Source organism: Geminocystis sp. CENA526, assembly GCF_050753365.1.
In the GTDB taxonomy this organism is placed as follows: domain Bacteria; phylum Cyanobacteriota; class Cyanobacteriia; order Cyanobacteriales; family Cyanobacteriaceae; genus Geminocystis.
Genome location: NZ_JBLZFY010000108.1, coordinates 1 through 12,964, shown reverse-complemented (window position 1 = coordinate 12,964; position 12,964 = coordinate 1). Strand labels below are relative to the sequence as shown.

Here is a 12,964-nt window from a genome sequence, read left to right as displayed (position 1 = left end):
ACTGATATTTTCATTCCTACTTTTGAAAGTAGTCAGATGCTCAACAAAACAAAGCGGAAATTAAATAGCAAAACAGCTAGAAGTATGATGACTTGGAGTCATTATCGATTTGAACAAACTCTTAAATTTCACTGTGAAAAAAGAGGAGTAAGACTTCACTTAATAACCGAAGAATATACTTCCAAAACCTGCTCTAAATGTGGGGAAATTCATCAAAAATTAGGCAGTAATAAAATCTTTAAATGTCCTCATTGTGGTCACAAAGTGTTACGAGATTGGAATGGGGCGATTAACATTGCCTTTAAAACCCTTTCCTCATGGAAAGGTCGGCTAGATAGTGCCGAAGCACACGATATTTGTTAGATTTTTATATAAATTTCTAATAAATATTGGGTTTAAACCTATCTGTTAATAATGATTAATCGTCAATACTAATAAAAAACTATAACCTGCAAAGGCTTCTATAATATAACGCCAGTTTTTTTGATAACGGCGAGAGTGCCATGTGCGTAATTCGCCCTTAAATCCCCTCGATTTTAAGCCTAATGATATTTGTCGATAATTTTCTAAGGTTTGTCTTAATAATTGTGCGATCGCCAAACTCAAACTATAGATTCCTCTACGCCAATTAATATAACCAAAACGGGATTTTTGAGCGGTAATTAATTCCGATGCCGTGGCTGTTAGTAAAAAAATAAAGCGATACATTAATATTAATAAATCCGTTAACAAAGAAGGGCATTTGCATTTTTGCAAAACGGCGATAACTTCCCCTAGGGGTACAGTTAAAACAATGAAATACATACAAGATGTTAGACACCACGATCGAGCTAAAATCGTTATAGCTTGTGTGATTCCTTGCCTACTTAAATAAATGAAAAAGTTACCTAACGGCACACTAAAAATTATATCTTGTTGCACATGAGATAAAGAAATACTGACACCGAAAATTAAGGCTGGTAAACTGATTAACCAAAAACCGAAGGGAATAGCTAATAGTTGACTATAAGTCACAAAAGGAATCCCTGCATAAACCACTATCCATAATATCAACCAAACACTGATGAGAATAGAAATATACATAGGGGCTAAGTACCCTAAGATAAATAATGATAGGGCAAATATTAGTTTATGTTCGGGAAAGATCGATCGTAATTTATTCCCATAGGCTAAAGAGTCAATTTGATGGTGCATATAGACTATACAAGTGCATTTTAGTTAGTTTGGAGTTCGATCGTCATCTTAAACCTACCGTTGATATTGACGAATAACAAACACTTGTTTAACTGACTTAAGCTGATTCTGTAACAACCCCTATTTACTAAATTTTACCTGAGTGAACTATAAAATGATGAAGATAAGAAGGGGGAGAAGGGGGGAGAAATAATTATATTTTTTTGGTGGGGTTGGGTTTAATATATTAAACCCCTACATTCTTTATTATTGTTATCTTTTGCCATTCTCCATTCTCCATTCTTAATTCTTAATTCTTAATTCTTAATTCTTAATTCTTTCTTCCCTTATATAAACCAATAACATAACCGATAACCCCCGCACCTAAAGCCGCCTGTGAAGCAAATAACAGGCTTTCAACTTCACCACTAGCAGGTTCAATAATTGGTTGTACCCAAGGCTCGTAATCTGGTTGTATCTCTGTGATTAACTCCTCCGCTTGTCCATCTGCACCCTCAAAATCACCCTTAACAAAGATTAAAGGAGATACTGTCAACACGATGACTGATAATATTAACCACCAATTCCCTTGCGCATTGTTAGGTTTGATTATTTGTTTCTCTATCATAGTTTTAATACTTTATCCTTCTTGGGTTTTCAATAGTTTTAACATTTGTAACTCATTCACGGCGTAAGATTGCAACCAATTCCATACCAATACCGTTAAAAATCCTTCACTAATCGCTAAGGGTATTTGAGTAATAGCAAAAATTCCTGCAAATTTGATAAATGAAGCCATAACACCACCATCGGCGGAAGGAAATACGATCGAAAGTTGCACCGAAGTCACCAGATAAGTAGCTAAATTGCCGAGGGATGCGCCTAAAAAAATACCTAACTTTTGTTTGCCAATTTTGACGCAAAACTTATAGACTATAAATGCAACCCAAGAACCTACGATCGCCATAGAAAAGATATTAGCGCCTAGAGTAGTTAAACCGCCATGGGCTAATAATACGGCTTGAAAAAATAAAACTAAACTCCCTAATACTACCATCACCGAAGGACCAAATAAAATAGCACCTAATCCTGTACCTGTAGGGTGAGAGCTACTACCCGTAACTGAGGGGATTTTCAAAGCCGATAAAACAAAACCAAACGCCCCGGATAAAGCCAAGAGTAATTTTAATTCGGGGTTATCCTTAGTGATACGAGACACAGACTTAAAACCAACCACTAAAAAGGGAATAACTATAACCCACCAGAAAATTGCCCATTTAACAGGTAAAAAACCCTCTGCAATGTGCATGGCATAAGCAGGAGTTGCCCCAAAAATAACAATAAAGCCACTGAAACTGGCTATTAATCCTAGCCAAATAAACTTTTTCCACTTTGTATTCACACTGTACCTCGCAGATTAATACTGATTTTTTGTTTCGGCAGGTATTCTGACTTATGAAAAATAGCTTTTCAATTACAGTTGCGGGACAGCGATAGATTTTCACTATTCTTTCCCTGTTTCCTCTTACAAAGGTTTCTCGTAAGAACCGATACTGAGATTATGACTATATCATAATTTACGGTTTTCTGAAAAAGTCTTTGGATGAAGAGAGTAACAGTGATTACTTCTCATCTCTTTTCTCAAAGCCTTCAATAGCCGTGTGAAGAGTAGGATAAATATATCCTAATCCCATTCGATCGACTAAACCAGACTTTTTGAGGTGGATATATAAATCTTGTTTGACTCGTGCCATACCTAAAGTAATGTGATTAGAGGCTAATTCTAGTCTTAATTCTTCTAACATATCGATAGCCGTAATATCGATTTCCACAATGGCTTCGGTATTGAGAATTAACCACTCAACGGGAGTAGTTTCCATTTCAATGGCTTTCATTACTCGTTGTTTAAAATCTTCTGCATTGGCAAAACAAAGAGGTGCATCATAACGATAGATAACCAATCCGGGGATGGTTTTTCCTCCTTCCCAATCATCAATATCATGGAATCCAGCCAAGTTGGGGATTTTGCCTAATATAGCATCATGGGGACGCGCTACCCTAGCAAATAAATCTAACACCGATAAGCCCACAGCGATACCAACTCCCATAAAAATTCCTGTGGCTAATACTCCAAAAAAGGTAATAATAGCGAGACGAAATTCACTCAGTCGAAAGTTATAAAGACGGATAAATTCGGGTATATCAATCAAACGAATCGCTGCATAGATAACAATAGCGCCCAAGGCGGCGTTAGGAAATAACATCAATAAGGGGCGAAAAAAAAGTAAGACTAAGATGACGACAACAAAAATTACGAGGGAATAAACTTGGGTTTTGCTACCCAAAGAATCACCAATCGCTGTGCGACTTCCACTACTACTAATGGGAAATCCTTGGCTTAATCCTGCCACGGCGTTACACATTCCCAAGGCTAATAATTCTTGATTTGCTTCTATTTTATAACCATTTTTCAATCCAAAAATTCTTGCTGTTAACACATTATCAGAATACGCCACGATCGAAATGCCAACAGCAGAAGAAATTAAATAACTGAAATGATGTAAAGGTATGGTAGGAAAAGAATATTGAGGGAATCCTGCGGGTATTTCTCCAATAATAGCAACCCCCATTCGATCGAGATCAAGAATATCAACAATCGCCGTTGCTAACAAAACTCCGATTAAAGGAATAGGTAAGCGAGGAAAAAAACGTTGAGCAACTAATAAAAAGATTAAGATAAAAAGAGCGAGAATGAGAGTAGGATAATGAATTTCGTCAAAATTAGTCAAAAACTGTCCTATTTGCTTAAAAACCTCATCAGAATTGATTTTAATACCGCTAATTTTCCCTAATTGCCCTGTAATCATCGTAATAGCAACTCCCGCCATATAACCCACCAAAATCGGCTTAGACAGTAAATCTGCCAAAAATCCTAGTCTGGCAAAATAAGCTAATACACAGATTACACCTACCATCAAAGCCAGTAAACCACTCGCACTAGCATAACTCACATCCCCTTGGGCTATTAACGGAGCAACCGCAACCGCAGTCATTACAGCAGTAGTGGACTCTGGACCTACGGACATTTGCAAAGATGTACCAAAGAGGCTATAAATAACGATAGAAGGCAAAATGCCCCATAATCCCACTATGGGAGGCGCTCCTGCCAATTCTCCATAAGCCATACATTGAGGGATTAAATAAGCCGCTACGGTTATTCCTGCTAAAAAATCACTTTTGAACCATGAAGACTGATAGGATAATAAGTTATATAGCCCCGGTAATAGTTTTTTATTGATCACTTAATCTTTCATTGTCACAGTTCGATCGATCATTGTATCACTAATGAGAATTGACCGTTAAACATTAAGCTAGGGCTTCGATTTTTTCCTCAACTTGTGCGATATTTTTGACAATTTTCAGTAATTTATCTTTTTGATTCAATGTTTTGTTTAAATAACTTTGTATTTGTTGAGTAAATTTTTGATATGCTTCAACGGAAGTAAGAGGATTTTCTAAGTCATTAGTTTTTACATCATAGTATAAGTAAGAAGCATAACGAATCATTTGAAATAGGGCAATATTAGAGACTGCATTAAAAGTAATTTTAACCGTTGATTCAACAATTTTATTATTCATCACTAATGGATTATGCAATTTTAAAGATTGTATTAATGAATCTAAGCCTAATTCTTTCAATGAATCAATAGTTAAACATAAACCCAAAATTCCAATAATTTCTCCTATATCAATAATCTCTAATTTATCAAAACCATGAAGAATAGCAACGCCATAAATTAATTTAGTTAAAAGACTAGAAATTTCCAATAATTCTAATTCAATGTAAAAACTTTTTAGGGTTTCCCAAGTGTTAAGATCATGTCCGAATAATTTAGATTTTAAGGATATAATCGTTAGATGATGTGTTAATCTTCCAGCTAGTTGACGATTAGTTTCTTGGGGATAAGTTTTTTTCAAATAATTGATTTTTCTTTTTGCACTATTAAAATATAATGAAGAATCTCTCATAATCAAGGCAATAGATTCTCGCAGACTTTCAGCCCAAATATTTTGAATAGTTTGTGAGATTTGTTCCACTAAATTTTTGATGTGGGAAAGTACAGTATTTAAGTAATCATTTAAAAATTTTAAATGATTTTTCCCTAAGTCTTGAAAATCTTTTGTTAGTTTATTAATAAATTGTTGAGCATCTTCGATATTTTGATTAATAACTTCAATATCTTTACTAACTTTATTATTTATTTTGTTTAATAAATCATCATAAAAAGCCGGTTGTAAATCTAAATCTTCCTTAGCATTTTCTTCAGCTAATAAAATAAATTCTTCTTCTTTTTTCTCTGTAATAGTAATTCTCTCTTTTTTCCCTATTTTTTCAACAGGTTGATATTTTTCATCAACTTTTTTCTCTTTGATTAGAGATTTTGTTTCTGAAATTGTAAAGACATTTCCTAAATCTAAAGTAGGAATCCAAATACCATTTTTTCCTTCTGTCACTTGAATACATACTTGTTGCTTATCAACAAAATTGGCGATCGCAAGTATTTTTCCTGTAGTTTTTTTTGTATCAACGGTGGCGTGAAAAGTTTGCCCTAAAATATCTCGTGTCAGTTTTTCCATAATGATTAATTATATAGGTATCACCATAGAGTAACATAAAATAAGCTCGATCGAGTAAAATAATAAAGTGATCTCATGCCTTGATCGCAAAAATCAAAATTAGGCTGATTGTTTCATTGTCTTAGTAATGAAGATAGACAAAAGGTAACAGTCAATATCCATCAATATAGCAGTCCTAAATAGGTTGTGAAATATCAAAAAATAGAAAATAATTTTATACTGTTTATGTAACAAGGGGCTTAAGCCCCTTGCCTTTAAATTTGTAATGCCTCTTTTGCTACGAATCACTTAGGATTGCTATAGTTATCCTGACATTAGCTTATATTCTGAAATTAGGTATTTTTAACTATGAATAATTGTTAAGGATTAAATTGTATAGAAATGTTTAAGAAATAAGATTCAAAAAGGAGAAACTGGTTACAATAAAGACAGAAACAATAAAAAGGAATAACTTTAATCAATAATTAATTCACCTAATAATATACTTGAGAGGATAATAAACTAGATGACTTTCACACCTACAAAACCAAGTCGTACTGTGGAAAAAATTTCCCAAAATCTTTGGAAAAACAAGTATCCTAAAAAACATGATCATTACACATTAGAAGATTTCTTTCATTTTGACACTGCAAAAGGTGATATTACCGATTGGAATGAATCTCGCAATATCTTAGTGACAGAAGATTTTATCGTGGGCTTAATCGAAGGGTTAGAAGAAGAAGTTGGCTCTGCTTCTAGTGTAGTTATGTACAATATCGGCAGAGAATGGGGGGTTCGAGACGCTGAATTTTTTGAACAATGGTTTCAAAAAGAGTATGAATATCCCAAAAATGCCCATGATATGAACTTATTATACGTCCTTGAGGCTTGGTGGTGGCCCTTTACTACTCAGGGGTGGGGTAACTGGGATGTGGACTTGAGTGAACAAAAAAACGGTTTCATGTTCGTTAATATTTTTGACTCCGCCGTTGCTCGTACTTTAGGAGATGTGGGTAAACCCGTATGCCATATTTACGCAGGTTTAATGGCTGGTTTCTTTAGTCGTTTTATTAACAAAAAACTTAATTGCATTGAGATTCAATGTTACTCTATGGGTGAAACCTATTGTAAATTTTTGTTGGGAAAACAAGATCGCATCGATGCGGCTACATTCTGGCAAAATGAAGGGGCAGGGGCAAAAGATATTCAGAAAAAACTCGTTAATGGAGAATATCTAAAATGATTCCTTCACAAACTTTTAGTGTCGAGCAGTTTTTTCAACAGGCTAATTGGCAAGGTTTAAAATTAGTTTCCCTTCCCGAAGAATCTCCTTCGGATACTCAAGTACAAGTAGTGGAAGATGTTTTTACTCCTCGTTTTAATTTAACGGTACAGGATTTTTTTGCTTCCCATAATTGGCAAGGGATTGTAAAAACTAAAACCGTAAGGGTTGATACTTCAGACGATTTAATTCCTACGTCTGTTGAACCTCATTATTCTTTGACTCTATCTGTAGAACAATTTTTCCACAAAATGCCATGGTCAGGGCAATTAACTTATAAAAAAGCCTCGATCGCATCTTTACCCCAAGTTTCTCCGTCTAACACTTTTGCATCGGCGGTTAAACCTTTAAATGTTAACGATTTATCGGATTTACTTTAAAAATTATGTACCCAGAATTACAAGCATTAATTCACGAAGCTGAACATCAATATTTACAAGCTGATAATTTGTATAAACTCAATCAAGAGGTTTCTACCCTCAAAGATAGATTAAACGCTTACAAAATATTGAGAGATGAAGAAATTAGTATTTTTCAGGAAGTTGCTGATAAAGCTGTGAAGCAATTTCCCCAAGAAGATACTAAAAAAATCGAAAACGTTATCCGTCATTGGATATTGATTACCCGTTATTGCGGTATGGCTATGTTGTTAAACAATCCTGAATTTTTACAACATCGTCTGTTGGAATGGTTGACGGATATAGTTCAAGCCCATGAATCTCAATCTCTTTTTCCTGCTACCTATTCTCTGTTAATAGTGAGTTTAGGTCAAGTTCTTGCAGAAGAAGGGTTACAACATCTTCAACCATTTTTAAGTCAGGCAAACGATTATTTAAGTAATGTACCTGTGTTAAATGCTTAACTCACAATAATTAACCAATAAGGTAAACAATATGATTTCTATTGCAGATTTAGTTCAAGACAAAGCCCTCAAAGGTAATTATTTTACTCCAGAGGCTTATGTACAAGGAGATTTTGAGTTAGGATTACTCGAAACCCGTTTAGGCTCAAGATTGATTGCTTTACCCGAAGTTTTTTTACAAGGGGTTTATGCAGGTTTAGACGAAGAAATTGGACAAGCTACAGGAGTAGTTCTTTATAACTGTGGTCGTTGGTGGGGCAAAAGTTTTTACCGCCGTTTTTTGCAAGAGGTTAGTGAATATTATGAAATGCCTCTAGCCCAAATGGAAATGGCACAGTTTTTAAGTTGTTTGAAACAGTGTTGGAAAACCCACGGTTGGGGAGTAATTGAGTTTAGTTTTGATTATTATAGTCAAGGTTTTATTGTGGCTAGTACCACTAATTCTCCTTTTGCCCAAGCCGCTCCTCAAAATAAGGGTTTTGCTTGTCAGCCCGAAGCGGGTATTTTAAGTGCTTTCTTTAGTCAGTTAACAGGAGAAGAACTTGATTGTGTTCAAACCAGTTGTGAGTCTATGGGGGCTTCTGATAACTGTTTTATTATTGGCTTGAAGCAAAGAGTGGAGTTAGCGAAAACTTTTTCGGAAGAAGGTCATGATCATGATACTATTCTCGATCGAATTTTAAGTGATTCCAATTCTTAAATCAAGGATTATTAATCATGGCTATCTTTTATTTTCCAGAACACTCTAGCTAATCTAAAATTAAAGTATTGAATATATTAGGTAAATAAGATAGTGGCTAAAATCATCAAACTCGATCCTCTTGGTACAGAAACCAGCATTAAAACCAACGATAATCTTTTGTCGGGATTATTAAAAAATCAACTTAACGTCATGCAGGAGTGTGGCGGTAGGGGAATGTGTTCAACTTGCCATATTTACGTTAAAGAAGGCATGGAGAGTTTATCCCCCCTGAATCGTAGGGAAAAAAGAACTTTGGAAGTAATTACCACTTGTAAACTTAATTCTCGTTTAGCTTGTCAAGCTAGGGTAATTGGGGAAGGAGTAGTAGTAGAGTTACCTGCGGGGATGTATTTAAGTGAGATTGAGGATGTTGAGGCGTTGATTGGTAGGAGAGCGCAACAAAATATCTTGCACCCCATATCAGGGAAAATTTTAGTACAAGAAGGAAAGTTGATTACTCGATCGATGATTAGTCAATTAGAGAATACCAAAGGAGAAGTATCCAAATATTTAGCTAATACTAGCGATGCCATTTAATTTTTTATTCCACATATTATACAAGGATTGATCAAAATGTTAAAACAATTTGCCGATTTAACTTTAGAAGCCGATGGACGTTATGCCCAAGATTACGAGTTAAGATTTTTAGAGGATTATTTAGAATCCCACGAAATCAGACAGAGTGCTTATACTAAAATCAGAGATAATGCCGATGCTATTATTGAAGCGGTAAGGGTAGGCAAACAAAAACGTAATCCCGAATTTAAAGATTATTATGTCACTTGTAAACGGGATTTAATCGATTTAGTGCGTTATTGTGCGGCGGCGTTACTTTTCGATGACATGGAGAGATTGCGCACGAATATGTTGCTGTGGTTTCAAACTATTTCCCGTGCTTATAATTTTGAGGATGATAATATTGACACCTATGAAGTGTTACTCAATGTTATTCCCGATTTTTTAACCCCCGAAGAAGCAAAATTAGCTTTACCTATTTTTGAGCTTAATTGTGCTGTTTTAGTATAGAAAAAGCAAAACGATCAATATCATATTTTTCTGATATTTTTGCTCAGATTAAACAAAATTTTAAAACAACTTTATTGGGAGAAATAAATTTTAGTTATGGATAAACAACAAGATACAATGGGCGTTGTAGGCGTTGCCGTGTCAGGTGTAGGGGCGATTGTTGGGATTGTCTTTGCCATTACAACTCAAAATGTTGGCTTAATTTCTGCTCCTCTTTTAGCCGTAGGAGTGGGTTGTAATTTTCTCAGTCGAAAACAGTTAAATGATAGCTTAGTAGAAGCCTATAATAAACAGGAACAAACTATTAATGATTTAATGCAAACATTAGACAAAAATCATCAAGAATTGACTGAAAAAATAGTTCAAAATAAAGGGGATTTAGGCACAAATATTGAAAAATTACAGCAGTCTTTAATCACTAATTTAGAGCAACAAAAAGAACATATTGCTAAGGAAATTCAGCGTATTGATTTACAGCATCAAGAATTAAATAATGTTGTCACCGATATTAAGGAGATAGAAAACCTATCTCAAGGGTTAAGGGTTAAACCTGACTCTGCTGATTTCTTCTATCAAAGAGGAGTCGGTTACGAAAAATTAGGTAACAAAAACGGTGCGATCGAAGACTACACCGAAGCTATCAAAAAAGATCGTGATTTTGCCAAAGCTTACCATAAAAGAGGAGTGCTTTACTTAGACACTGGTTTAAAACAAAGAGCGGTAGATGACTTGAGAAAGGCAGCTTTACTGTATTTTGAGCAAGGAGACATCGACAGTTACCATCAAGCAAGGGAAATGAGTCGCAATATCCACGAATTACGCTCCGACAGCAATGGAAATACTCCAGAAATGGTGATTGGTACAAGATTATTTCCTGAACAAAATTAACAGGCAAGATCAAAGTAACAGGCAAGATGCCTGTTTTACGAGATGGTTACAAAATTTTTTCTAAACCGTAAACAAGGGATTTTAATTCCACAATTTTACGGATAGACAGCAACACCCCCGGCATATAACACGATCGATCGCTGGTATCATGGCGGAGGGTGTAAATTTGTCCAGTTGCACCAAAAATCACCTCTTGATGGGCAATTAATCCGGGTAGTCTGACACTGTGGATTCTAATATTATCACCGCAAATACTACCCCTTGCCCCTGCTAAATTTTCAGTTTCCTTGACTAATTGAGGGTTATAGCTTTTGCCCAAATCCGATAGCATCTCGGCGGTTTTAATAGCTGTGCCACTAGGTGCATCGGCTTTTTGATTATGATGTAATTCAATAATTTCTACATGATCAAAATATTGTGCCGCCTGAATCGCCGCCTGTTGCATTAACACAATACCAATGGAAAAATTGGGAATAATCAATACTCCAGTACTAGCTTTTTCCGCAAAATCGGCTAAATCTTTGATTTGTTCGGGGGATAGTCCAGTTGTACCAACTACAGGACGAACTCCGTAGGCGATCGAACTACGGACATTTTCATAAACGCTATCGGGGTGAGTAAAATCCACCATTACCCCTTGAATTTTTTGTTGAGTAGCTAAAACCAAGACACTTTGCAAATCGTTAAGAATAGGAATTTCTAACTCTCCACATCCTGCCACCAATCCGACATCTTGCCCTAATAAAGCAGGATTTTGATCTACTGCACCCACTAACATCATATCCTGAGAAGATGCTACGGCTTTGATGACTTCTTTGCCCATTTTTCCCCCCGCACCATTGACGACTACGGGAATTAAATTTTCTTGACTCATAACAATTAGCAATTAATAATTAACAATTAACAATTATCTACTATTTACTATCCACTATCCACTATCCACTATTCTTATCAAAACACTTTTTCAGCAAACCCTACTTAGGTTTTATTTGACTACGATCGAACAAAACAATATGATAGAAAGGTTATGCTTATTTATATTGCAATACTAAATAAAAGTATCAGTAATCTTTTTATATAAAACTTATGACCGCAACTTTACAAGCACCTCCTAAAAATCGTCGTCTTGTGTTTCCTTTTACCGCTATTGTCGGACAAGAGCAAATGAAACTTGCTTTATTACTAAATGTCATTGATCCAAAAATTGGCGGAGTGATGATTATGGGAGATCGAGGTACGGGCAAATCCACTACTATTAGGGCATTAGCGGACTTATTGCCTGAAATTGATGTGATTGCAGGTGATCCCTTTAACTCCTCTCCAACGGATGTAGAAATGATGGGAGATGAAGTGAGGGCAAAATTCGAGAATCAAGAACATTTTGAAGTAGCCAAGAAAAAAGTCCCTATGATTGATTTACCTTTAGGGGCAACAGAAGATCGAGTTTGTGGTACGATCGATATTGAAAAAGCCTTATCGGAAGGGGTAAAAGCCTTTGAACCGGGGTTGTTAGCAAAAGCCAATCGTGGTATTCTCTATGTGGATGAGGTCAACTTGTTAGATGATCACCTTGTGGACGTGTTACTAGACTCCGCCGCCAGTGGTTGGAATACCGTGGAAAGGGAAGGTATCTCTATTCGTCACCCTGCCCGTTTTGTGTTGGTAGGTTCAGGTAATCCCGAAGAAGGAGAATTGCGCCCTCAACTGCTCGATCGATTTGGGATGCACGCTGAAATCCGTACGGTGAAAGAGCCAGACTTACGAGTACAAATTGTTGAACAACGGGGAGAGTTCGATCGAAATCCTCAAGAGTTCTTAGATAAATATCAAGAGCAACAGGAAGAATTACAGAGAAAATTAGTCCAAGCGCAAGAATTGTTACCCAAAGTCACCATCGACTATGATATTCGGGTGAAAATATCGGAAATTTGCTCAGAATTGGATATTGACGGTTTAAGAGGGGATATTGTTACCAACCGTGCCGCTAAAGCCTTAACCGCTTTTGAATCTCGTACCGAAGTAACCGTAGATGATATTCGCCGAGTAATGCCTTTGTGTCTGCGTCATCGTCTCAGAAAAGACCCCCTAGAATCGATCGACTCAGGTTACAAAGTGGAAAAATCCATTAATCGAGTCTTCGGTTTAGACGTAGATTAATATTCCCAAAATTGTCTGGTATATATCTTCATTTTTTATTGCTTATTGACTACAAAATGAGGGGCGAAATGGAAGGTATTACCTCCCCTCATTAAAAGCGGTTTTTCATCACCCACGTGACATCTCCCACACTGACCTAACGGTACAGATGTGGGCTTCTTAACTTCGCAATTAAGAGTTTCTGCTTCACAGGACGGCACTAGCCTTACAGACAAGT

Annotated in this window: 15 protein-coding genes and 1 riboswitch; of the genes, 9 read left to right on the top strand and 6 right to left on the bottom strand. The window is 36.0% G+C overall.

Going from position 1 to position 12,964, the window contains the following annotated elements; all coding sequences use genetic code 11:
- A partial coding sequence (locus ACN4EE_RS19410) for a zinc ribbon domain-containing protein (RefSeq protein ID WP_431708139.1) occupies positions 1–363 on the top strand: 363 nt, incomplete at its 5' end.
- Positions 364–408: 45 nt separating this feature from the next.
- On the opposite strand, the gene cbiQ is transcribed toward ACN4EE_RS19410, so the two are convergent.
- The 5 genes from cbiQ to ACN4EE_RS19385 form a co-directional block, all read right to left on the bottom strand.
- On the bottom strand, positions 409–1,194 hold the full coding sequence (gene cbiQ / locus ACN4EE_RS19405) for a cobalt ECF transporter T component CbiQ (RefSeq protein ID WP_431708138.1): 786 nt from the start codon (positions 1,192–1,194) through the stop codon (positions 409–411).
- A gap of 310 nt (positions 1,195–1,504) precedes the next feature.
- Positions 1,505–1,801, bottom strand: a complete 297-nt coding sequence (locus tag ACN4EE_RS19400) for an energy-coupling factor ABC transporter substrate-binding protein (protein WP_431708137.1) — start codon at positions 1,799–1,801, stop codon at positions 1,505–1,507.
- A gap of 12 nt (positions 1,802–1,813) precedes the next feature.
- On the bottom strand, positions 1,814–2,575 hold the full coding sequence (locus ACN4EE_RS19395) for an energy-coupling factor ABC transporter permease (RefSeq protein ID WP_431708136.1): 762 nt from the start codon (positions 2,573–2,575) through the stop codon (positions 1,814–1,816).
- A gap of 19 nt (positions 2,576–2,594) precedes the next feature.
- Positions 2,595–2,740: riboswitch (cobalamin riboswitch) on the bottom strand.
- Between the two features lie 55 nt (positions 2,741–2,795).
- Complete coding sequence (locus ACN4EE_RS19390; protein WP_431708135.1) at positions 2,796–4,475, bottom strand: solute carrier family 26 protein; 1,680 nt, start codon at positions 4,473–4,475, stop codon at positions 2,796–2,798.
- A gap of 64 nt (positions 4,476–4,539) precedes the next feature.
- Positions 4,540–5,811 (bottom strand): hypothetical protein, encoded by a 1,272-nt coding sequence (locus tag ACN4EE_RS19385; RefSeq protein WP_431708134.1) that lies wholly within the window; start codon positions 5,809–5,811, stop codon positions 4,540–4,542.
- A 505-nt stretch (positions 5,812–6,316) separates the two neighbouring features.
- Here ACN4EE_RS19385 and ACN4EE_RS19380 point away from each other — a divergent pair.
- From ACN4EE_RS19380 to ACN4EE_RS19350, 7 genes are all read left to right on the top strand, one after another.
- Positions 6,317–7,033 (top strand): V4R domain-containing protein, encoded by a 717-nt coding sequence (locus ACN4EE_RS19380; RefSeq protein ID WP_431708133.1) that lies wholly within the window; start codon positions 6,317–6,319, stop codon positions 7,031–7,033.
- Positions 7,030–7,452, top strand: a complete 423-nt coding sequence (locus ACN4EE_RS19375) for a hypothetical protein (RefSeq protein WP_431708132.1) — start codon at positions 7,030–7,032, stop codon at positions 7,450–7,452. The genes ACN4EE_RS19380 and ACN4EE_RS19375 overlap by 4 nt, the downstream gene beginning before the upstream one ends.
- A 5-nt stretch (positions 7,453–7,457) precedes the next feature.
- Entirely contained in the window at positions 7,458–7,934 is a 477-nt protein-coding gene (locus ACN4EE_RS19370; protein WP_431708131.1) for a globin family protein, read from the top strand.
- A gap of 31 nt (positions 7,935–7,965) precedes the next feature.
- A complete protein-coding gene (locus ACN4EE_RS19365) occupies positions 7,966–8,634 on the top strand; it encodes a V4R domain-containing protein (RefSeq protein ID WP_431708130.1) in 669 nt (222 codons plus the stop codon).
- Positions 8,635–8,727: 93 nt separating this feature from the next.
- A complete protein-coding gene (locus ACN4EE_RS19360; RefSeq protein ID WP_431708129.1) occupies positions 8,728–9,213 on the top strand; it encodes a 2Fe-2S iron-sulfur cluster-binding protein in 486 nt (161 codons plus the stop codon).
- A gap of 36 nt (positions 9,214–9,249) precedes the next feature.
- A complete protein-coding gene (locus tag ACN4EE_RS19355) occupies positions 9,250–9,702 on the top strand; it encodes a globin family protein (RefSeq protein ID WP_431708128.1) in 453 nt (150 codons plus the stop codon).
- 96 nt (positions 9,703–9,798) lie between these two features.
- Positions 9,799–10,590: a tetratricopeptide repeat protein gene (locus ACN4EE_RS19350; RefSeq protein ID WP_431708127.1), complete on the top strand. Its 792-nt coding sequence runs from the start codon at positions 9,799–9,801 to the stop codon at positions 10,588–10,590.
- 46 nt (positions 10,591–10,636) lie between these two features.
- On the opposite strand, the gene dapB is transcribed toward ACN4EE_RS19350, so the two are convergent.
- Positions 10,637–11,464: a 4-hydroxy-tetrahydrodipicolinate reductase gene (gene dapB / locus ACN4EE_RS19345; RefSeq protein WP_431708126.1), complete on the bottom strand. Its 828-nt coding sequence runs from the start codon at positions 11,462–11,464 to the stop codon at positions 10,637–10,639.
- 212 nt (positions 11,465–11,676) lie between these two features.
- On the opposite strand from dapB, the gene bchI reads away from it, so the two are divergent.
- Complete coding sequence (gene bchI / locus ACN4EE_RS19340; protein WP_431708125.1) at positions 11,677–12,747, top strand: magnesium chelatase ATPase subunit I; 1,071 nt, start codon at positions 11,677–11,679, stop codon at positions 12,745–12,747.
- The last annotated feature ends 217 nt before the right edge of the window (positions 12,748–12,964 follow it).